Here is a 21,871-nt window from a genome sequence, read left to right on the forward strand (position 1 = left end):
TATCGGCCGCTTGAAATCGCCTTCAGCTAAGCGTTCGCCCGCACCTGCGAACGTCCACCAACTCGCGTGCACAGCAGCGCAGCTGCTTCTCCAAGGGCGTCTTCAATGTCTGAAATCGACTTGCGACGAGTCTGATCGATCCGTTCAGCGTACGGAACGGTAAGCGCTGCTATCGCGTGGTTGTGCGAATCCAGAATGGGGAAACTCACCGCGTACAAGCCGCGCACCTGAACGCTCGGAGCCGATTCATAGCCACGCTGTTTGATAAAGTCGAGAACACCCGAGATCTGCGGATCAGCCTGGTCAGGGCGCCGCTCCAATGATTCATCGATTCTGAACTTTCGAGTTTCCAGGTCCTGGAACGCAAGAAGGACGCGCCCGGACGCAGACACCAGCACATCCAGTTCTGATCCCACGCGGACGCTAAATCCCATTCCGCTCGGGGTGTCGACCTTTGCGATGACGGTCTGACGGCCTTCGCCGTACACGGTCAGATGGCAGGCCTGGTCGAGTTGACTCGACAGCTTCTGCATGATCGGCATTGCCTCGGTGAGCAGCCTGTGCGTGGGCGGATTGTCGTGCGACAGGGAAAAAAGCTTCGTCGTGATGTAGTAGCTGTCGCCGATTTGCGCAACATACTTGCGGTCTATCAACACCGCAAGCATGCGGTAGAGCTCGCCGACGCTGCGCCCGAGCTGCAGGGCAATGTCCTTCATCGTCACCGGCGCTTCGGCCTGGCACAGCATCTCCAATATGTCGAGGCCCTTCTCAAGCGCTGGCGCCGAGTAAGCGCGGCCCTCCGCTTCTCCTGCTTTTGTCACTTCTGTCACGTCATCTTTCATCTGGTTGCTGCTCTTCAGTTCGCTGTTTGTGCGTTGCCGCGGCATGAGTTGGTTTATTTCATGCGAAAGGCGGCCCGACGGTGTCGCTCGGCCCAATCGCAATAGATACGCATTCGAACCACTGTACTGGATGAGCCAAATCACTTCAATCAAGTGCTCCGCTCGCAGAACGGTCGTACCGCACCTGGCCGCGGATCAATCGCTCCGCGCACAACTCCGCGTTAACCGCAGGTTGTACCGGCCGCGGAATCGAGTAGAATCACCAATGAAATATCATTTTCACCTATGCACTACAAAACAGACGCACATCTAGTTTGGCAGCCGAGGAACAAGGAGTTCTCGATGACGGTAGAAGCAACTCACGTAACCTACACCCGCACTGAGGACTGCTCTGTCTCGTTAGTCAGGCGGGTGGCCGCAATGCTGGACCTACCGATGGATGCCATCAGTGATGGCGCCCCGCTTCCTCGCGGCTGGCATTTTCTCCTTATGGGTGCCGACACTCGACGCTCAGAGCTACGCGCTGACGGTTTTCCCGGTCTCGGCGCGCCAATTCCAGATCTTGGCTTGCCTCGCCTTCTGCAGGGCGGACGAAGCGTGGAGTACCACCATGACATTCCAATTGGCGCGGTCGTCACCAGGACGAGTGGCGTAGCCGACATCATCGAGAAGACCAGTGCCTCCGGGCGCAAGGCCATCGTGAAGATCGTCCACTCGTTGCGGCTCGCGAACCACGCGGAGCCCGCAATCACCGAGACGCAGACTTACCTGCTGTTGCCTGCGCAGGCGGGCGACAAGGAATCCGTTGGCGAACCTGTTGCGGTATCGGCCTCCTATACGAAGGTCGTGGTCCCCGATGAGACGCTGCTATTCCAATACTCGGCGCTTGGATTCAACTCTCACAAGATTCACATCGACCGGGGCTACGCGCGCGAAGTGGAAGGGTTTCCGGATCTTGTGGTCAACGGCGGACTCACCACGCTGTTTTTAACTGAGTTCGCGCGCCGTGAACTTGCGCTGAATCTGAGCAGATTCACGATGAAAAACCTTGCGCCGCTTTTCTGCGGACGGCCCGTAACGATCGCGGCCGATGGCAGCGGTACCGAGCGGAGCCTGAAGGCATACGACGATTGCGGAAAACTCGCTGCTGTAATGGAGGCTGAAATAAATGACCTTTGAACCTTTGAAGGGAATTCGCATCCTGGACCTGACTAGTGTCGTGGTCGGTCCGGTATGCACGGCAAGGCTCGCGCAATACGGCGCCGAGATCATCAAACTGGAGAGCCCCGACGGCGATCTGATGCGCGGCTTGGGCGGTTTGTCTCCGACTGGTCAGCACTCGGGTGCATACCTGCATCTGAACCGTGGCAAGCGGAATCTATGCTGTGACCTGAAGAAGCCGGGCAGCAAGGACCTGGTCAAAAAGCTGGTCGCCTCCGCGGATGTGGTGATTGCCAATATGCGCCCTCAGGCGCTCGTGCGTCTCAGGCTCGACGCGCAAAGTATCCGTGCGGATCATCCGGACAAGATTTATTGCCTGATAACCGGCTATGGCACTGATGGGCCTTATGCAGGCCATCCCACCTACGATAGTGTCGTGCAGGCCGCCACGGGCATGACCGGACTGACGCTTGCGCGCGATGGCGCACCATCCTATGTTCCCATGCTCATCTGCGATCACGTCGTCGGCGAGATTGCTGCTGGGTCCATTCTGGCTGCGGTCATACAGAGAAAGGCAACAGGAAGTGGCTCTTCCATTGAAGTACCGATGTTCGAAACCATGTCCGCATTCGTGCTGCAGGAACATTTGGCACAACAAAGTTTTGATCCGCCCGTCGGGCCGCCGGGCGATCTTCGTTTGCTAAGCCCTCACAACAAACCCGTGAAGACGGCAGACGGTTGGATCGCATTTACGGTCAATACCGACCAGCAGGTACGTGCGTTCCTCAAGGCAGTGGGTCGTGCGGAACTGATCGACGACCAACGCTTCGCGACCGTTGGCGCGCGAGCCCAGAACGTCAGGGAGTGGTTTGAAATCCGGGGCGCGCCGCTTACCGACAAGACAACGGTTGAATGGCTCGACATACTTCAGGAGGCTGACATCGCCGTCAAGCCATGTCACACGCTCGAAACCTTGCCTCATGATCCGCATCTACAAGCGGTCGGACTTTTGCAGGCCGATGAGCACCCCACCGAAGGCAAGACGGTTGCAATCCGTTCGACCATCAGCTTCGACGATGCTTACCCTGCGCTCCCCTCATTTGCACAGCCTCGCGGGTGGGATACGCGCGCCGTGCTCGAGGAGATAGGATATTCGGCCCATGAGATTTCTGGTCTGCTCGCAGAGGGCACCGCTATTGCCAGTTCAACTCGAGCGGAGGATCAATAACATCGAAGGCCATGCGACGACCGCGGGAAGCCAACGTGCGCATTGCGGACAGATTCTCTATTCCGCACATATTTAGAGGCTGTTTATCCCGTTTTTCAGCGGCGATAGAATCCTTCAGGTCAATGCAGACGGGCCGACGCTGGCTCACGCATTGCACTATCGCTGACAACTTTAACGAGGATTTGCAAATGCCGGTCGTTCGAGTAAGCTGGTTTGAAGGTAAGGACACCGCTGCTAAGCAGGCGGTCGCCGCCGAGATCACGGAAAGCATTGTGAAAAACACCGGTACTGACGCAAAGTACATTTATGTGATTTTCGAAGACGTCGCGCCGTCCAATTGGGCGGGCGGAGGTACCTTGTTCGGAGATACCACCTCATCAACTTGAGGCGAATTTTGCCGAACACGGCCGGTCATCGCACCGTCAGTGCTCTCCGTCATACACGGGGTCTGGCTATGCAGGGGATGTTCGATTTAATAGTGTTAGCTTCGGACGTCACCTTGCAAGGGATCGCCAAAGTGCCAGCCTGCCCATAGCCGCACCACCCGCTATGAGGACGGTCAGCCGAAAAAACACGCGGCCAGCGGCCGCGCATCGCTGAGTTTTGTTTGGGATCTCTTTAGCCGACACAAACGGCTTGCGCCGTTCCGTAACGATCACGTTCGTCAATACCTGTTGCAATGGAACTCCCGGCATATCGACGTTGGCCCCCATCTGCAAAACGCCGCTCCCGACGCAAGACACGATGCTATGTATCCTGCTGCGCTCGGTAAGTTCCAGAACGATGCGCCGGTGTTCATTCGGGGCGACTTCGATCCGGAACGTTATGAACGCCGCTCACAGGTGGGAGGCGCTCATTCCATTCCCCCGTTCCTCAAGTGGACGTCTCGAAATGCCACTCTGGCACATGGATGCCGATCGGCTCGTAGGGCCTCAGCGTTCCTGCAGGATCCTGCATCCCCGGCAGCAGGGCGGCGTCCCTTCCATCGCCCCCACTTCCGCCTCTCCTGTAAATTTCGCGAACGACGGCTCCCGAGCGGCTACGAGACGATGGCAGATGACGTGCTGAACTACCGTCGTTGGCGGTCCGAGTGAAGATCCGTCACCCTCGCACGCAGGACGGCTTGATCAAAGAGAGTACGCGTTCGCTAGCAAACACCGCAGTCCAGTCGTCCGCGTCGCCGGCGTTCCAGTCGCCGATCGGTACGCGGTCGGTGTCGTGTTGCCGGCATTCGGCCAGGGCGGCATGTGCATGCTTCGTGCGCTGTAGTCCGGCGTGGCGACGCCTGCGGTATGGGCGATGGGCATCGAGACGAAGGGGCTCCCGCTCGAAACGCCCGGATCCCGGGTGCAACCGGAGGTGGCCGGACTTCGCGTGACCATCGACGACCTCCGCGAGATTGACGCTTACGCTGCCCTCCCGTGCCGGGCGTGGCAAGTCGGGTCAATTGCCGCGCTGCCCGCCTTCGCCGGGCCGTGCCCCTTGCTGTCGCTGCGCGTGCGCCACGCGATCGCGCTCCGCTTGCGCGGCAGCCGTCGCGTCGACCGGGTCATCACGCTGCCGCATCAGCCAGTAGACGCTCCCCAGCGCCACCAGCGCAAACGCAAGCGCCGCGATCTGGGCGGGTGCACTGGCCGGATCGAGAATGATGAATTTGCGGGCGATAGCGAGCAGCGCAACGAGAAGCACCGTTTTGACCTGCACGATGTGATCGCGCCGCGCCATCACGCGCGTAATCGAATGTTTGAACTCCATCGCGATCAGCAGCGTCATGACCATGCCGAAGATGGTCTGAAACACCGCGTGATCCAGCGGGTTCAGCGCGTCCGAAACCAGCAATGAAATCACCGCGCGAATCAACTGCCAGAGCGACACGAGGATGATGATGGAAATCACGACGCTCAGCACATGCGCAACAAGCCGCTCGAAGCGTTCATAAAAGGTGAGCATGTCCCACTGCAGACGCAACGCATCGAGATCCCTGCGCAGCCAGCTTTTCTTTCTTTCCATGGTTTGACTCCCGGGCGGCCGTCGCTGCGCCGCGAACGCACCGCGCGCGCCGAACACGGATCGCCCAGATTTCCGGCAACTTCAGCGGTGGCTTCTGTCCTGTTAACATGCCCTTGTTCCACGGCACCCGCGTGGGATGGGTGGCTTCAGCGGTTTCCATGAAGCTCTCCTTTCGAATGAAGGGAGTATTAGTCTGCGCTCGCCGCCAACGGTCGCTGCTCGACCCGATCCTGCCGCCGGCCCCAGCCACAGTATAACGGCAGTTTCCGAGGCACAAGGGCCATTCATTCCTTCGAGTCAGTCGATTAGTTCCTCGTACACGGGGCGGACTACAGCTTTATGTAATAGCGGCCCTTCCCCCTGCTCACTATCATCAGGGCAAGATAGGATCTGAAGCAAACCCCAGTTCGGTGAGCGTTCAATGCTCCGGCCTGTTCGCACGCTGTTGCCCGCGCATCGCGCGGCCGACACACGGCAGAACCGGTTCGTGCCGCTTTCACGGACACGTCCGGTCGATTCCCTCGTTCGCAGTCGGCGCGCCGGGACACATGTCTCCACGCTGTTCGCGCACTTTGATGCCGCCTGGTTCGAAGCTTCTTAAATGCGCGGCGGTCACGTTCGATCATGCCGGCCGCAGGCTCGTGCATGGCCTATCACCTCACGTTTCGGAGACGTACATGGGCAAGAAGGTTGCGGAAATCATTGTCGAAGTTCTCGAACAGGCGGGTGTCAAGCGCTGCTACGGCATCGTAGGCGACACGTTAAATCTGTTTGCTGAGAACCTGGAGCGCAGCTCCATTGAATGGGTCAGCGTTCGCCACGAAGAAGCGGGTGCCTTTGCGGCAGGCACGGAGGCGCTGCACACGAATAACCTGACGGCATGTGCGGGTAGCTGCGGTCCAGGCGGCTTGCATTTCATCAACGGATTGTATGAAGCCAATCGCAATCGTGCTCCTCTCGTCCTGATCGCAAGTCAGGTGGCGATGAGTGAGATGGGGTTTGAGTTCATCCAGGAGGTGGACTTCAAATCGATCTTCAAGGAATGTTCGGTGTTCTGCGAAATGATCCTGACGCCCGAACAGGCCAGGAAAAAAGCGGTGATGGCTTGTCAGGCCGCCTTGGCCAGGCGGGGCGTCGCAGTGCTGATCGTGCCGGTCGACGTCTCGCACGGCGAAGTGAAAGAAGACTTCCCTTATCGCGTTCATCATAGTCGCCCGATCATCCGACCGGGCGACGCGGAAATCGAAGAGATCGCGCGGACGCTCAACGCCGGCAAAAAGATCGCAATTTATGCGGGGGCCGGCTGCGAGGGGGCACTCGACGAAATCATGGCGGTGGCTGACCGGCTCAAGGCACCCGTCGCCCACACCTCTCGCGGAAAGTGCTTTCTTGAACCGGACAATCCCTACAACATTGGCATGACGGGCATCCTGGGGAACGAAGCCGGCTACAACGCCCTGCTCGAATGCGACACGCTGTTGCTGCTGGGCGCCGATTTTGCGTGGCGTCAGTTCTATCCCGATGAGGCCACGATTATTCAGATCGACATCGACCCGACGCATTTGGGGCGGCGACATCATGTCACCCTGGGTGCGGTCGGCGACATTCAACCTACGCTGCAGGCGTTGCTGCCGCACCTGGAGCAGAAGGACGACGCTTCGTTCCAGGAGAAATACGTCAAGCGATACGCCGAGACCATGGCATCGGCAAAAAAACATCTCGTACCCGGACACAACGACACCATCCCTGGCTCATATCTGGCGTCGGTGATCAACCAATATGCCGCCGACGATGCGCTCTTTTGCGCGGACGATGGCACGCCGGTGGTGTGGGCAATTCGCCTGCTCGAGGTCAACGGCAAACGTCAGATCTTCGGTAGCCTTCTGCATGGCACCATGGCGACCGCCCTTCCGAGTGCATTGGGACTACAAAAGGCGTGTCCCGACCGTCAGGTGATCGCCATGTGCGGAGACGGTGGCCTTTCTATGCTCTTCGGCGAACTCCTCACCACGATCCAGGAAGACTTGCCGATCAAGATCGTCGTGTTCGACAACAGCAAGCTGGGCTTTGTGGAAATCGAACAGAAGTCGGAGGGCATGCTCGACACGTTCACGCGCCTGAAGAATCCGGACTTCGGCAAAGTGGCCGACGCGATTGGCCTTTGGGGGAAAACGGTTCGAAACGCTTCTGAACTTCCAACGGCCGTGCAAGAGTGGCTGTCCCAACCCGGTCCCGCGCTTCTTAACGTCATTGTCAATCCGCTGGAACTGGTCAAACCCCCGTTCTTTGAAGCAAAGCCCGCGATCGGCATGGCGCTGTACTCGGCGCGCGCCATACTCAACGGCCGCGGGGCGGATGTGCTGGAAATAGTGCGTGAAAACTTCCTTTGAACTGGCGCAATTTTGCCTACGGAAAGTAAGCGTTGCGCCGACGCTGTCCTGACGGCGGGGCTACTTTCCGCCCCGTCAATTTGATCCCATGCGTAGGGAGTTGAGTTGGCCGTCCGGCGAACACGCGGATTAAAACCACTTCCCTCCGACCAGCCCTGATACGCGAAGGAATCCAGAATGACAATTGAAAAAGTGTTATACCTTGCTCATGCGCACGTCACCGGCGGCCGCGACGGACGTGCGACGGATCCCGAGAGCAACCTTGATCTCAAGCTGGCCATGCCGCAGGAACTCGGCGGCGGAGGCGGTGGCACGAACCCCGAACAACTCTTCGCCGCGGGATATAGCGCGTGCTTCATCGGCGCGCTGAGGACCGTCAGTGCGCGCGACAAGATCGCTTTGCCGAAGGACGTCGCCATCGACGGCAGCGTCGGAATCGGGCGGATTCCCACTGGCTTCGGCATTGAAGTCGAACTGAAAATCTCGCTGCCGGGCATGGACCGATCGCAGGCGCAAGCTCTGATCGACAAGGCGCACGTCGTCTGTCCTTATTCGAACGCGACGCGCAACAACATCGACGTCAAGCTAACGCTGGTCTGATTCGCGCGTCATCGCACGCTTGTTCAAGTGCAAGCAGCGGATGCAGTGTCGCCCGAAGCGTCGCATATCCGCTGCAATCCTTCTGTTTGCTGGCTTTGTGCCGGGATCGGCGGCGCCATGGTCGCGTGTCTCCCCAAGTGGTTTGGGCAATTCTAATATTGCCGGCTCCGGCAGCCTGCAGTCGGCAATACGGCTCAATGCAGTTGCCCGAGCGGTAGACGGTGCCCTTGGAATTGCGGCTGCTGGCTCCCGACGTGGATGGCGCCACGTTACATGCGTGCCTCGCACGCCACTATGCTGAAGCGGCCCACGTACTTGTCTCCCCGCTGCACGAATCGTGCGTCTTAAAGCACCTGGATCCGCAAGTGCTGAACGGTACGAACGACATGCGCCTAAGCGTATTTCCTAACATGGAACACGGGCACGTCCTGCTGTCCGCCGTTTTCGATAATCTTGGCAAAGGCGCATCCGGTGCTGCGGTTCAGAACCTGAACCTGATGCTCACGCAGCAGGCGAACACGCTCGACGCAAAAGACCGTTGACTCGCGCGACAGGTTCGCGCGCCGCCGTCCAGGCGGCGCTCCCGGTCAGAACCGATGCCGCAGGCCGGCGATCAACGCCAGCTGACTGTTCCGTCCTACCCCCGCCGGTCCGAAAACGTTGATTGCAACCACGCTCGCGTCTCCCGCCAGATGCTGGTAGACCGCGGACAGGTGGACGTCGGTCCGCTTGGAAAGCAAATAGCTAATGCCCGCATTGACCTGGTGCCACTTTGGCCGGTCGCCCGTGGCAAACGACGTGGCGCCGCTGCCGGTGTAGCCGTCCCCGTCCGTGTAGATGTATCCGATACCCGCCGAAAGAGCCGGCGTCACCAGATAACGGCCGTTGATTTCGTAGTTGTCCACCCGCAGGTGATGGGCGCCCCGATAGTCGAGACGCGTATCCGTGACGACGACATTCACCGTCGCCGGGCCGATGGCGTAGCCAGCGCCGAGTGCATAGATGCGCTGCCGCTCGACGAAGCCAGCGTTATAGAAGATGCTGGTCGACCCGCTATATTCGTCGCCGACTGTGCCGTTCGGGTTGGTCGACGTCGCAAGGCCCGCAGACGGGTTACTCAGATTCAGGAAGCTCGCCACGATATGCAGCGGGCCATGGGCATAATCGAGCCCGAAGCCGTACGCGCGATTGTTTGCAAAGCCCGCGCCGTTCGCGCCCCCCGCCTGATTGCTGAACGCATACAACGCACCGAGTCTCAATCCGCTGAGCGGAGAGACTTCGTACTTGGCTGTATTGTTCAAGCGGAATGTCTGGAACGTGTCGTCGACATCGCCAATATGCGCGCCATAAATGCTTCCGAACTGCAGCCACGACAACAACGGCGCCACGTAGTCGAACGTGTAGTCATATTGCCGTCCCATCGTGATCGTGCCGTATGTCTTGCTCGACACGCCCACATACGCCTGCCGTCCGAAAAGCCGACCGCCTTGCGAGGACGTGCCGTTGATGCCGCTAAACCCCGATTCGAGCCGGAATACCGCACTCATGCCACCGCCCAGGTCTTCCGTCCCGTAGAAGCCCCAACGGTCGCCGCTGCCGAAACCCGTCGCCGCGGACCAGCGATGCGCGCCTTTCGCGGTAATCGACGACGCCACTGAATTCGTATAGGCGATGCCGTTGTCGATAATGCCGTAGAGCGTCACTGAGCTTTGTGCCCGAGCGGCGGTGGACGCGGTACAGGCGTACAGAACCGCAGCAGCGCAAACTGCTGTCTTCATTGTCTATCTCCGGTATGGTTCGTTATGTTGTTGTCGTTCGAGTCCTACGTCGGCAAGCTCCACACGCACCGAAGGAACCGGCGCTGCGCGGTCAATACCTTGATAGGTGGAAGCTTTGATACCTCAGTGGTCAGCCGCAGCCTCAGCGGGCTGGAAATGCACGCCCTCTTCCGATGGCTCCCCGTCTCCGTTCGTTCGGTAGACCCGCCCGAGTACGAACGACAGCACGGCAACCGCGATAACCGGAATCGATGCAACGCGGAACAGGTCCTGCACGGGCAGGTGCGCGCCGATCAAGATCCCGCCGATCATCGGACCAGCAATCGACCCGATTTTCGCGATGCCGATTGCTGTCCCGGTGCCTTTCGACCGAAATCTGGTCGGATAGACCATTGACGCCACGGCGTTCAGACCGGACTGGGTACCCGCGACGCAGAAACCGACGCCGAACACCGCGGCCACGAGCAGGCCGGCGTCGAGTCCCATGCCGAGCGAAGCAACCAGAGGAAAGCCGATGACCGGAAGACACGTGATCAGCAGCACGCCGCGCCTGTCGACGAAACGCATCAGCACCAGGCCGCCCGCGGTGCCGCCGATCGAGAATAGCGTCGTCATCAAGGCTGCCTGACGCGGTGCGACGCCAACGGCTTCGATGAGAACCGGCAGCCAGTTCTGCAGGAAGAACAGCGCCATCGAATTCGCGATGTAAGCAAGCCACAGTACCGGCGTCACATAGCGCAGCCGACCTGCAAACAGAAGTCGCGGTGAGAACTGGCTGAACCTCTGTTCATCCGCGACGACGAAGGTCACGTCCTGTGGCAGGCCCAGATCGGGCCGCACGCGCCGCGCGGTGGCGGCGATGCCAGGCAATGGCCAGCCTTTGAGCACCTGGAAGCGCAGCGACTCCGGCATCACGAATGCGGCCGCGATAGCCACCACGAGCGGAGCAAGGCCGCCAACCACGAACACCGCTGGCCAGCCGAAATGCGGCACCAGCCACACCGCCACACCACCACCGAAACCTGCCCCGAGCGTGTAACCGGTGAACATCAGCGTGACCCAGGTTGCACGCAGGCGCTTCGGCGCGAACTCGGAGACCAGTACGAACGCATTCGGCACGGCGCCGCCGATCCCGATACCTGCCGCAAAGCGCAACCACAGCAGTTCGGGGACCTGTGTCGTCCACGCAGTCGCGAGCGTGATCAGGCCGTACCAGCAGGCACCCAGCAGGATCGCGCGCTTGCGTCCAATCCTGTCGCCGACATAGCCGAACAGGATCGACCCCACCATGATGCCGAAGATGTTTGCGCCGAATACCGGCCCGAGCGCGCCTCGCTCGATGTGCCATGCCTTGATTAGCGACGGCGCGGCGAACGCAAGCGCGCTCAGTTCGTAGCCGTCGGTGAGCATCACGAGCCACGTCGAAAAAATCAGGACGATCGCAAACCAGCCGACCTTCTGTTCGTCGATCAGACGCGATACGTCCACGGTGCGTCCGTCAGTTGCCAGTTGAGTCATGTCTCCTCCTTTGCGTCCGCAGCGGCAGTCGAAGTCACTTCGACAGGCGGCGAATCTTCAATATTGCGATCAGAGATCCGCCAGGCGTGCTGTGTGTCTTCTGCGCACACGGTGCATCGCCCAGGAAATCTGTCGAGCCGGCATCAGTTCTTCAGATGCGGTGGATCGATCCGCTCGACGTTGTCGTAGAGACGCTCGCGCAGCATCGCGCGGTCTATCTCATGGACATTGCCGCCATCGGCGAGATCGAGCGAATGCGCCGCGGCCGCGCCCATCGCGATGCAAGGACCCATTACCCGCACACTGGAAAGCGCTGTCGCATCGGCGTCGATGCAACGGCCGACCGCGATCAGGTTGTCCGCATCCTTCGCCAGCAGGCTGCCGAGCGGCACGGTATGGAGGTGATCGTCGCCGAAGGGTTTCCACTCGTAACCCTCGGCGCGGTCGTGCAGTTCGATCGGCCACGAGGTGCGCGCCACAGCGTCGGGGAATTTCGTCGCGGAGATCACTTCTTCCGACGTCAACTGCTGCGTGCCGACGATCCAGCGCGTCTGACGGATGCCCGGCAAGCCGTAGCTGCGAATCCGCGCGTTTTTATAGATGTGCGGATACTCGCCGAGCAGGAACTGGAAGGCACTATCCGCCTGGTTGCGTCCCACCAGCGCACTCTTCGATGCCGCCATCGGTTCGAGCGGCGTTTCCACGTGAGTCATATTCACGATGCCGATGTTACGGCCGCGGAAGTAGAACACGAGACCGTCCTTGCGCTCGAGCCCGTACGCGCCGGCCCGGGCTTCCACACGCTCGCGGAACGCGGCAGGCGTCGGCAGATCGGTTTCGTCGAGGTTTTCCAGCACGACCATCTGCGTGCCCTGGACCGGCGTCACGGGCTCCTGGCAGTCGAGACCGGCGAGCCACGTGAGGGCCGCGTCGCCGCTCGCATCGATGAAGCCGTTCGCGGCCACGCGCACGTCGCCATAACGGGTTGCGACGTCGAGTTCACGCAGCCGGCGACCTTCACGCACGACATCGCGCAGCACTGCGCCGAGCACGACGGTGATACCCGCATCGAGAATCTTCTGCTCGATCCAGCGCGCGAGCGCCACCTCGTCGTACAGAACGACCGTGGTGAGCGGACCTTCCTTGTAATGCAGCGCGCCCTTCTCGCCGAGGTCGCGCAGGATGCCGTCGGCGATGCCGTGCGTCACCTGGTAGCGCTTCGGGCCATTCGAGAACAGGCCACAAAACGTACCGATGATCGAATTGACGGCCTGACCGCCGAGCGCAGGCATGCTATCGACCAGTACCACCTTGCGGCCGAGCGCGGCGGCTTCAAGGGCAGCCGAGGTGCCGGCAATGCCGGCCCCGACGACGCAGATATCGGCGTCGATCTTCCAGCCGGTCGAATTGGCGTCGCGGCGGACGGTGCGGGTGCTGGTTTTCAAAAGGTTTCTCCGTATATGACAAAGACAAAAAATGCGCGGACTTCCCGGCCCTGCTGCGGCCCTCAGCCGCGCTGCTTCTTGATGACCTCGACGATGCCGCGCTCCGCATCGACCTTGACCCAGTCGCCGGTTTCGATCACATCGAGCGGATCGATGTCGAAGCCGGTGAGCGCGGGCGCATGCACCACCACTGCGCCAAGGGCGATCTTGGTGGTCATTTCGTTGAACAGCATGGCCGCCGGCGCCGAACCGGCGAGTCGCGCGATATGGAACTGGCTTGACCAGCCCGACGATCCTTTCGCGCCGGGGAACACCAGCACCTTGCCGGCGAAGCTCTGGCCGCGCAGCTCGTGACGCGTTTCGATGATGGTGCCGGTGCGCGGGTCAATGCCGCCCCAGCCGGAGATGCGATCGCGAGTGACGAGCGCCTCCCCTTCGGCGCTGCCGCCGACCACTTTCCTGCCATGCAGGACGATGGTTTTGCTCTTGCTTTCAGTGTTCATCGCTGTGTCCGTACTCATGCGAAAGCTCCACTCCAACGCCCCGTCACCGCAGCCTGAATACAGTCGGCCGTGGTGCCGAACCAGGCTTCTACGCCCATGATCGCCGGCAGGTAGTGCGCCTGCTTCGCCGAATCGACGGCGGCGACGCGCGTGCCTTTCGGCATCACCCGGCCAACCGACGAACAGGTATCGGTCATCAGTACGCCGCCCGCGTCCTCGATGATCTTCGTGTAGCCCGCCTGATCGGCGAGCTGTTTGGTCGCCCTGGGCGTGAAGATCCACAGTTCGGTGTCAGGGCTGACGCGCTGGCCTTCGAGCAACTGGCACGCTTCCCAGATCTGCTCGATCGAGTAGTGCGGGCAGCCGAGCATCACGAAATCGACCTCGGTATGCTTGGCCGTCGTGTTGACCCGCTCGTAGGCGAGGCGGCGCTCGGCCTCGCCGTAGCGGATCGTTTCGACTGGCTTGCGGCCACGCATGGCCGCATCGAGCGTCGGCGCCTCGGGCGTCTGGCCGACCACGTGATACATCTCGACGCCACCCGACGACGCCGCCGCTGCACCGAAGTGCTTGAGCTTCGGCAGGTTCGGCACGTGGCGCAGACCGTTGATCACCGGGATACGGTCCTGCACGATTTCGCCCACGTAGTAGCCGAGCAGGCCCCAGTCCGCTACGGTCTTCACGTCGATATCGAGTTCGATCAGGTGTGTACCGCCGCGATTCTCTTCGAGGTGAAGGCCCCAATAGGGGATCTTGCCGGTCAGCATCGCGGCACCTGCGCTTTCGCGGCCTTCCGCATTCGTGCGCGCGCCGAGCACCGCGTTGATATAGATCACCGCTGACGATTCCATCCAGGCGCAGTGCTCACCCTTGACCGGCACGTTGCCGACCTGATATGGCGCGCACGTGTTGAGCGGCTGGATACCGAGCTTCGCCGTATAGGCTTCGCCCGCGCGGTAGAGCGTCACGATGTCCGTGCCGACGTTCTGCCGTTCCGCGTGCTCCGGATCGAGTCCTTGCTGCAGATGGCTGCTGAACACCCTGGCTTTCGGCACGGCGACGACATCGGGACTGTCGAGGTTGAACTCGGAAAACACCGCATCGAGGCCGCCGTGCTTCGTCGCATAGTCGCGCAGGAACGGCATCGTCGCGCCAACCGTGCCGCAGACGTTGTTCGTATCGACGAGGCGCTCTGCCCCCAGCGCCGTGCCATAACGCACCAGCAGGTCCATCGCGCGCTGGACGGCCGGACCGTCACGGCCATCGAGCATCGCCTGTTCTTCATCGTTCAGACGCATTTATGCCGCTCCCTGTGCAAGCTGAAAGTCGATGGGGTCGTGATCCGCATCGAGCGTGGTCGCGCGGCGCAATTCGCGGCGTGCCGACAGGTCGTGACGACGCCCTCGATGCAGCGTGCAGCGGTTGTCCCAGATCACCAGATCGCCGGGCTGCCACTCGTGCGAATAGACGAACTGCCGCTGGGTCGCGTGTTCGAGCAGGTCCATCAGCAGCACGCGGCCTTCGGCGATCGTCTGGCCGACGACATGTGTCGCGTGCGCGCCGATGAACAGATGCCGGCGCCCCGATCCCGCGTGGCTCCGCACGAGTGGCCAACGGACCGGGGGCAGCGCATTGCGCTGGGCTTCGTTGTAGTCGGTGTCGCCAAGCAGGAAACGCGAGTAGAGCGCGTAGTGCTCAGCTTCGAGTCCTTCGAGCTCTTGCCTGTGGTGCTCAGGCAGCGCGTCCCAGGCGGCGCGCATGTCGGCGAACTCGGTGGCGCCGCCCCACTGCGGTACCACGACCGCGTGCAACATCGAATAGCGCGCGGAGGGCTTCTGGAACGAGCTGTCGCTATGCCACAACTGGTTCGCGAGATTGCCGACCACGCGCCGGTGGGCGCGATCGGCAATCTCGCCGCTCTCATCGAGGTTCGAGATGTCGGCGAGTTCCTGCGAGGCGAGCCGTGCGTGCGGACGGGCCACTCGCTTGAAGCCGAGATCGAGCGGCCCCAGCGCGCGCGCGAAGGCAAGCTGCTGGTCGGGCGTGAGCGGCTGGCCGCGGAAGATCAGCACGGCATACTGATTCATCGCTGCATCGATGGCGTGGGCCGCGGTGGGTGCGAGCGGCGCGGCCAGTTCGATTCCACTCGCGAAGCCGACAAAGCCGGGCCGCTGCGGGTCGAATGGGATGACATCAAGCGACATGGACTGCTCCTGATTGATGGTTGCCCGAGACGACGTCATCGTCGCCGGGGCGATGCAGGCGACCGAGCACGAAGGCCAGCACAGCGACCAGCGCAACCGGCACGGCGCCAAGGTAAAAAAGCTGGTGCACCGGCAAGTGCGCGGACAGCAGCATTCCGCCGATCATCGGCCCGGAGATCGCACCGATCTTCTGGATGCCAACAGCCGCGCCGGTTCCCTTGGCGCGCAACGCGGTCGGATAGGCGAGCGCTGCGACCGCATTCAGGCCGAACTGCGTGCCGACCACGGCGAAGCCGATCAGGAACACGGCCGCGATGAGCATCGGTTCGGGCATGCCGACGCCGAGCAGCGCGACGAGCGGCGTGCCGACCAGGGGCAGTACAGTGATGATGACGGCACCGCGCGTGTCGACGAAACGCATCAGCGCAAGGCCGCCGAGTGTGCCGCCGACCTGGAACATCGCAGACACGAGCGCTGCGCGCTGGGGCGGCAGGCCAACACTTTCGATCAACATCGGCAGCCAGCTATTGAGGAAGAAGAGCGCCATCGAGTTGGCGATATACACGGCCCACAGCACCGGCGTCAGCGCACGCAGACGGCCTGTGAACAACAGCCGGAGCGACGCGTTCTGGCGCGAGCGCCCGGCGCCTTGCAACTCCCGCCCGATGACGAAACGCGTCTGCGGTGCCATCGCGAGATCAGGTGCGAGGCGCTTGACGATGCGCGAGACCTCGTCGTTGCGGTCGCCCCTGAGCGTCAGGAAACGGATCGATTCGGGTACGGTCAGCCACAGCATCAAGCCCGTCACGAGCGGCGCAATCCCGCCTATCACGAACACGATCTGCCAGCCGAAGCGCGGCACCAGCCACGCCGATACCAGCCCGCCAACGCCGCTGCCGATCGTGTAGCCGGTATACATCAGCGTGACCCAGGTGGCGCGCCTTCGCTTCGGCGCGAACTCGGTCATGTAAGCGATCGCGTTGGGCACCACGCCGCCGATCCCGATGCCGGCCAGGAAGCGCAGGATCAGCAAATGGTCAAGTTCGGTCGCGCGCGACGCCGCGAGCGTGAATGCCGACAACACGAAACTGCCGATCACGATGGTGCGCTTGCGACCGATCACATCGCCGAGATAGCCGAGCGCGAACGCGCCGATCATCGTGCCGAACACGAACGCTCCGAACACAGGACCGAGCGCGCCGTGGCCGAGGTGCCACGCCCGGCTGAGCGCGGGGGCTGCGAATGCCATCGCGCCGAGGTCATAGCCCTCGGTCAGCATCATCGCCGCCATCGCAAGGATCAACGCGACGGCGAAGCCGCCGCCCTTCTGCCGCTCGATGACCGTGTTGATATCAACTGTCGGCTGCGCGCTCATCTCAGACCTCCTTCGTGGTCTTGCTGGCGGTCAGGACAGCACCCTGCGGCATCGAGCCGACGTTCGCGCGGTAGATCTTCAGCCAGCCGGTATCGTTGACGGGTGCGGGACGCCGCCATGCCGCACGACGGCGCTGCAGCTCCGCTTCGTCGACCTGCAGGTCGCAGACGCGGCGGTCGAGATCGATGTTGATGAGGTCGCCGTCTTCCACCAGCGCGAGCGGTCCGCCGGTGGCGGCTTCGGGTGAGACTTCCGCCACCACGAGGCCCTTGCAGACGAGGCCGGACAAATGACCATCCGTCAGCATCGCGACTTTCCCGGAAAGGCCGGCACCATCGATCGCGAACACCACCCGCGACGCGCCGCCGCCCATTGCAGGACCACCGCACACGCCGGCGCCGCGCATCACGACCACCGCGCCGGGCTGAATCGTGCCGTCCTTGATCGCGGCGATTGCGTCGTCGGAAGTGGAATAGCAGAGTGCCGGGCCGGTGAACGCACGCGCCTTGTCAGGCGAGATGCCGAATTTGACGATGCCCGCCTGCGGCGCGAGATTGCCGCGCACCAGGACGATCGCCGGTTGCTTCGCAAATGCGCGCTCTGGCGTGCGAATCACTTCATCATCGGCCACCCGTACCTGTCGAAGATTGTCTGCGACCGTGCGGCCGGTCACCGTGAGCGCACCGGTATCGAGCCACGGTTCGAGGCGCTTCATGACGGCCCTGCCGCCGCCGGCCGCTTCCAGCTGTTCGATGGTGTCGCTGCCGACCGGCCGCACGCCGGTCAGCACCGGAATGCGCGCGGCATGCTTTTCGAACAGTGCGTAGACGTCGACATCGATCTGTCCTTCTGCCGCGATCGCCTGCATGTGTTTGACGGAGTTGATCGAGCCGCCGACCGCGAGGATCGTCATTACCGCATTGGAGAACGCGCCCGGCGTCAGGATGTCGCGCGGCTTCAGGTCCTCACGCACCATCTCCACAATTCGCGCGCCCGCTTCGCGCACGAAGGCGAACATCCGCTCGCTGTTGGCGGCGATCGGTGTGCTGCCCGGCAACGACATGCCGAGCGCCTCGCTCACCATGTGCATCGAATTCGCGGTGCCGAGCCCGGAGCACACCCCGGGGCCACGAATCGCGTTGCGGCTCATGCCGATCAGGTCTTCCTCCGACAACTTGCCGGTCAGCGCGTGCATCGCACCGACAAAGACGTCCTCGATATCGACGTGCTCGCCGCGGTATTCGCCGCTCGGCTGATAGCCACATGCCACCACGATGCTCGGAATGTTCAGCCGCGCCGCTGCCATCAACTGGCCCGGAACGGTCTTGTCGCACGATGCGAGGCACACCATGCCGTCGAGGAGCGCGCCTTCCACGGCCACCTCGATGTCGTTGGTCACCAGATCGCGCGCCGCGAGCATATAGGCGCCGCGTGCGCCCGCGCCGGTGATGAAATCACTCGGCGCTGCCGTGCGGATCTCGAACGGCAGCGCGCCGGCCGCGCGGATCGCGTCCTTCAGTTGCGCGGCAATGCCATCGAGGTGACTGAAACAGGTTGCGAGTTCGGACGACGAGTTGACGATCGCGATCTTCGGTTTTTCAAGGTCTTCCTCGCTGATGCCGAGGTTGCGCCACTGCGCCGCGCGCACGGCTCCGAGATAGGACCCACGGGGGAAATTGCTGCGCAACGGTCGTTGTGGCTTGTGTCCTTCGGACATGGTGTCTCACTCCTTTTTGTTGAAGACGATGGTAAAAAGCGGGCTAAAATCCGTCAATCATGTAACGCTGATAGGTATCATCCAATCCATGGATATTCGTCAAGTCGATCTGAATCTGCTCAAAGTGTTCGATGCCCTGGCAAAAAAACGCCATGTGACACAGGCTGGCCTGAGCATCGGGCTGAGCCAGCCGGCGATGAGCTATGCACTCGCCAGGCTCCGCGACCTGTTCGAGGATCCGCTGTTCGTTCGCACGGGCCACGGCATGGAGCCGACCCCACGCGCGCAGTCGCTCATCGATCCTGTCGCGCGGGTGCTCGAACTGGTCCAGAACGATATTCTGCCGGCGCCGGAATTCCGGCCCGGAGAATCGTCTCGCACTTTCGTGCTTTGCATGTCGGATATAGGAGAGATGGTCTTCCTGCCGCGGCTGTTGCGGTACCTCGACGCGCAGGCACCCAATGTGCGGATCAAGACCGTGGCGCTCAGCACGCCGGAACTGGAACAGGGTCTCGGCTCGGGCGAAGTGGATCTTGCGGTGGGATATTTCCCGGGACTGGAGGGTGCTTCGATACGGCGCAAGGCGCTCTACCGGCATTCATTTGTGTGTATCGCGCGTGAAGATCATCCGCACATCGGCGATACGCTGTCGCTCGAACAGTATCTTGCCGCATCGCATGCGATGGTGCGCCCCGAGGGCCGCACCCAGGACATCCTCGAACGCGCTCAGGCGCGGCTCGGCATCGTCGTGAACGTGCGCTTCAGCCTGCCCCGCTTCATGGGGATTCCGTTCATCGTGGCGGGTTCGGACACGATCGCCGCGGTGCCGCTCGCAGTTGGGCGCCGCTTTGCGGAATTCGTCAACGTGAAGCTGCTACCCTTGCCGTTCCCGGTCCCTAAGTACGACCTGCATCTGCACTGGCACTCGCGCTTTCACCACGAGCCCGCCAACCGCTGGATGCGCGAGGCGATGAGCGAGCTCGTGAAGGGGCCGCAACAGCACGAGCCGCTTGCCAATACGAAGCGGCCACGCGCGGCCGCATCCGGCTCCTAGAGATCGAGTACCAGCATCGGCGACTTCGAGCGCGAGCAGCATGGCAGGAACTGGTCGTTGGCACGCCGTTCATCTTCAGTTAGATAGACATCGCGGTGATCGGGCTCGCCGGACAGAACGCGCGTGAGACAGGTGCCACACACGCCCTCCTCACACGAGGTAGCGACCATCACGCCTGCTTCGTCAAGGGCCTCGATCACCGTCTGCCCCGCTCCGACATCAATGATCCGGCCGCTTCCCGCAAGCTTGACCTGGAACGCACCGTCCGCATCCGCACTGCCGCTCGCCGGCGCGGCCGTGAAATATTCGCGGTGAACGTTCGCGCTGTTCCAGCCGAGTTGCCGCGCCTGGTCGAGCACAACCTCGATGAAGCCGCCCGGACCGCAGACGTACAGATGCTTGCCCGGCTCGGGGTCGCTCAATACCTTCGACAGGTCGATACGCTCAGCGAGCGGAGCGTTGTCGAAATACAGACGGGTGTGCGCCTTGAGATGCGGCTCGTCGAAACGCTCGCGAAACGCGGCGCGATCTGGCTCGCGCGCGCAGTAATGCAGTTCGAACGAAGCGCCGGTATGCGCGAGTCGCTCGGCCATGCAGAGAATCGGCGTCACGCCGATACCCCCGGCAAGAAGTATCGAATTTGTTGCCTCGTGCGACAGCGGAAAGTGATTCTTCGGCTCGCCGATCTCGATGAGCGTGCCCTCGGGCAATCCATGCATGGCGCTCGAGCCGCCGCGCGACGCCGGCTCGAGCAGCACCCCGATCAGATACCGGTGCTGCTCGCCCGGACTGTTGCAGAGCGAATACTGACGTGTCAGACCATGGCCAAGGTGCACGTCGATATGCGCCCCCGCGGAAAACGCCGGCAACGACGCGCCAGCGGGGTCGGCCAGTTCAAATGCACTGATGTTGCGCGCCACTTCGAATTTACGCGTAATTCTGACTTTCATGAGCCCGCCACCTCCGCCGCGGCTTCGCGCTCCTGTTTGAGAAGCCGATCGATCACCTTGCGCGACTGCACACCACCTGCATCGATATTCAAGCTCATGATCCGGCGCGACGGATGGAGGAGCAGGTTGCGTTGTTGCGCTTCAAGGACCGCGAGGTCTTCGGAAAAAATCTTGCCCTGGCCTTCACGGATCTTCGCGGTCAGCTCGTGGTCATGCGGCGCGAAGTTGCGCGCCATGCCCCAGAAGTACCAGATCGACGTGTCTGTCTCAGGCGTGATGAAATCGACGACGATGCTGCCCGCCTTGTGCTCCTTGGGCGCGTCGTAGCCGCCGTGCCCGGCGTGAGCCACACCGACTTCGATCAATACGTGGCTTGGCGGCGTGAAGCGGCAGATCTGCCAGCGGTCGCACGGGACGTCGTCGGCGAGTCCGTTGCCGCGTAGCGCGGTGGCCCAGAACGGGGGCGGCATGATGTTCGTCATATGGCGGCTCGTGATCACGGTGTCGCCATCGATGTGTGTTGCCGGCGGTGCTTCCTCGATCTCCGGTTGCCCGATGCTGCTGGCATGGACGTAGGTCTCATGCGTCAGATCCATCAGGTTGTCGATCATGAGCCGGTAATCGCAATTGATGTGGTAAAGGCCACCGCCATAGGCCCATTCGGAGTTCTCCGCCCACTCGAGATGGTGGATCTTCGACGGGTCCGCAAGCGCTTCCTCGCCGGGCCACACCCAGATGAAGCCGTAGCGTTCGACGGCCGGGTAGCGGCGGATCGCCGGGATGCCGCCGACCCGCTGTCCGGTCATGGCCGCGCATTTGCCGTTCGCGCCCATCACGAGACCGTGATAACCGCAGACGAGTTGGCCGTCGCGCACAAAGCCAAGCGATAGCGCCGCACCACGATGCGGACAGAAATCCTCGACCGCGGCGACCTTGCCTTCGGGTCCGCGGAAGAACACCATTTTCTCGCCGCAGATCGTGCGGCCGAGCGGCTTGCCGTCGATCTCATCGGGCGTACAGGCTACATACCACGTATTTTTCAGGTGCATCGACGTCTCCTCGGAGTACTAACTGTATGAACTTGATATTGTGGCAA

At 61.9% G+C, this 21,871-nt stretch carries 18 protein-coding genes and 2 pseudogenes; 7 read left to right on the forward strand and 13 right to left on the reverse strand.

Annotated features, from left to right (window positions below):
* Positions 1-26 precede the first annotated feature (26 nt).
* Positions 27-986: an IclR family transcriptional regulator gene (locus tag PQR32_RS14390; protein ID WP_408227764.1), complete on the reverse strand. Its 960-nt coding sequence runs from the start codon at positions 984-986 to the stop codon at positions 27-29.
* Between the two features lie 198 nt (positions 987-1,184).
* Here PQR32_RS14390 and PQR32_RS14395 point away from each other — a divergent pair, with 198 nt between their 5' ends.
* The 3 genes from PQR32_RS14395 (at position 1,185) to PQR32_RS14405 (ending at position 3,617) form a co-directional block, all read left to right on the forward strand.
* Positions 1,185-2,021, forward strand: coding sequence for an HTD2 family dehydratase (locus PQR32_RS14395; protein ID WP_408227573.1), 837 nt, complete (start codon positions 1,185-1,187; stop codon positions 2,019-2,021).
* On the forward strand, positions 2,011-3,231 hold the full coding sequence (locus PQR32_RS14400; RefSeq protein WP_408227576.1) for a CaiB/BaiF CoA transferase family protein: 1,221 nt from the start codon (positions 2,011-2,013) through the stop codon (positions 3,229-3,231). Before PQR32_RS14395 ends, PQR32_RS14400 begins: the two co-directional genes overlap by 11 nt.
* Positions 3,232-3,419: 188 nt before the next feature.
* A complete protein-coding gene (locus PQR32_RS14405) occupies positions 3,420-3,617 on the forward strand; it encodes a tautomerase family protein (RefSeq protein ID WP_408227579.1) in 198 nt (65 codons plus the stop codon).
* A gap of 1,057 nt (positions 3,618-4,674) precedes the next feature.
* Here the strand turns inward: PQR32_RS14405 and PQR32_RS14410 are convergent.
* Complete coding sequence (locus PQR32_RS14410) at positions 4,675-5,241, reverse strand: phosphate-starvation-inducible PsiE family protein (protein WP_408227582.1); 567 nt, start codon at positions 5,239-5,241, stop codon at positions 4,675-4,677.
* A 49-nt stretch (positions 5,242-5,290) separates the two neighbouring features.
* Positions 5,291-5,401 (reverse strand): annotated as a pseudogene (locus PQR32_RS14415) (integrase); the annotation flags it as partial.
* A 517-nt stretch (positions 5,402-5,918) separates the two neighbouring features.
* Here PQR32_RS14415 and PQR32_RS14420 point away from each other — a divergent pair.
* The 3 genes and pseudogenes from PQR32_RS14420 to PQR32_RS14430 form a co-directional block, all read left to right on the forward strand.
* Positions 5,919-7,631 (forward strand): thiamine pyrophosphate-dependent enzyme, encoded by a 1,713-nt coding sequence (locus PQR32_RS14420; protein WP_408227585.1) that lies wholly within the window; start codon positions 5,919-5,921, stop codon positions 7,629-7,631.
* A gap of 177 nt (positions 7,632-7,808) precedes the next feature.
* The gene (locus PQR32_RS14425; protein WP_408227588.1) at positions 7,809-8,231 is read left to right on the forward strand and encodes an organic hydroperoxide resistance protein; all 423 of its coding nucleotides are present in this window, start codon (positions 7,809-7,811) and stop codon (positions 8,229-8,231) included.
* Between the two features lie 218 nt (positions 8,232-8,449).
* A pseudogene (locus tag PQR32_RS14430) lies at positions 8,450-8,773 on the forward strand (N-acetyl-gamma-glutamyl-phosphate reductase); the annotation flags it as partial.
* Between the two features lie 45 nt (positions 8,774-8,818).
* Here the strand turns inward: PQR32_RS14430 and PQR32_RS14435 are convergent.
* From PQR32_RS14435 to ilvD, 8 genes are all read right to left on the reverse strand, one after another.
* The gene (locus PQR32_RS14435) at positions 8,819-10,009 is read right to left on the reverse strand and encodes a porin (protein WP_408227591.1); all 1,191 of its coding nucleotides are present in this window, start codon (positions 10,007-10,009) and stop codon (positions 8,819-8,821) included.
* Between the two features lie 123 nt (positions 10,010-10,132).
* Positions 10,133-11,527, reverse strand: a complete 1,395-nt coding sequence (locus PQR32_RS14440) for an MFS transporter (protein WP_408227594.1) — start codon at positions 11,525-11,527, stop codon at positions 10,133-10,135.
* A gap of 143 nt (positions 11,528-11,670) precedes the next feature.
* Positions 11,671-12,972 carry an FAD-dependent oxidoreductase gene (locus tag PQR32_RS14445; RefSeq protein WP_408227597.1) on the reverse strand — a complete coding sequence of 434 codons (1,302 nt, stop codon included), beginning with the start codon at positions 12,970-12,972 and terminating at the stop codon, positions 11,671-11,673.
* Positions 12,973-13,034: 62 nt separating this feature from the next.
* Positions 13,035-13,493, reverse strand: coding sequence for an aconitase X swivel domain-containing protein (locus PQR32_RS14450; RefSeq protein WP_408227600.1), 459 nt, complete (start codon positions 13,491-13,493; stop codon positions 13,035-13,037).
* Positions 13,490-14,773 (reverse strand): aconitase X, encoded by a 1,284-nt coding sequence (locus tag PQR32_RS14455; protein WP_408227603.1) that lies wholly within the window; start codon positions 14,771-14,773, stop codon positions 13,490-13,492. The genes PQR32_RS14450 and PQR32_RS14455 overlap by 4 nt, the downstream gene beginning before the upstream one ends.
* Complete coding sequence (locus PQR32_RS14460) at positions 14,774-15,679, reverse strand: TauD/TfdA dioxygenase family protein (RefSeq protein ID WP_408227606.1); 906 nt, start codon at positions 15,677-15,679, stop codon at positions 14,774-14,776.
* On the reverse strand, positions 15,669-17,054 hold the full coding sequence (locus tag PQR32_RS14465; protein WP_408227609.1) for an MFS transporter: 1,386 nt from the start codon (positions 17,052-17,054) through the stop codon (positions 15,669-15,671). The genes PQR32_RS14460 and PQR32_RS14465 overlap by 11 nt, the downstream gene beginning before the upstream one ends.
* Before the next feature lies 1 nt (position 17,055).
* The gene (ilvD, locus tag PQR32_RS14470; RefSeq protein ID WP_408227612.1) at positions 17,056-18,771 is read right to left on the reverse strand and encodes a dihydroxy-acid dehydratase; all 1,716 of its coding nucleotides are present in this window, start codon (positions 18,769-18,771) and stop codon (positions 17,056-17,058) included.
* Between ilvD and PQR32_RS14475 the strand changes: the two genes are divergently transcribed.
* Complete coding sequence (locus PQR32_RS14475; RefSeq protein WP_408227615.1) at positions 18,731-19,825, forward strand: LysR family transcriptional regulator; 1,095 nt, start codon at positions 18,731-18,733, stop codon at positions 19,823-19,825. The genes ilvD and PQR32_RS14475 overlap by 41 nt on opposite strands.
* On the opposite strand, the gene PQR32_RS14480 is transcribed toward PQR32_RS14475, so the two are convergent.
* Together PQR32_RS14480 and PQR32_RS14485 are read right to left on the reverse strand one after the other, a co-directional pair.
* The gene (locus tag PQR32_RS14480; RefSeq protein WP_408227618.1) at positions 19,822-20,775 is read right to left on the reverse strand and encodes a PDR/VanB family oxidoreductase; all 954 of its coding nucleotides are present in this window, start codon (positions 20,773-20,775) and stop codon (positions 19,822-19,824) included. The genes PQR32_RS14475 and PQR32_RS14480 overlap by 4 nt on opposite strands.
* On the reverse strand, positions 20,772-21,824 hold the full coding sequence (locus PQR32_RS14485) for a Rieske 2Fe-2S domain-containing protein (RefSeq protein ID WP_408227621.1): 1,053 nt from the start codon (positions 21,822-21,824) through the stop codon (positions 20,772-20,774). Before PQR32_RS14485 ends, PQR32_RS14480 begins: the two co-directional genes overlap by 4 nt.
* Between the last annotated feature and the right edge of the window lie 47 nt (positions 21,825-21,871).

Origin of the sequence: Paraburkholderia dipogonis (assembly GCF_046027395.1) — a bacterium.
Classification (GTDB): domain Bacteria; phylum Pseudomonadota; class Gammaproteobacteria; order Burkholderiales; family Burkholderiaceae; genus Paraburkholderia; species Paraburkholderia dipogonis_A.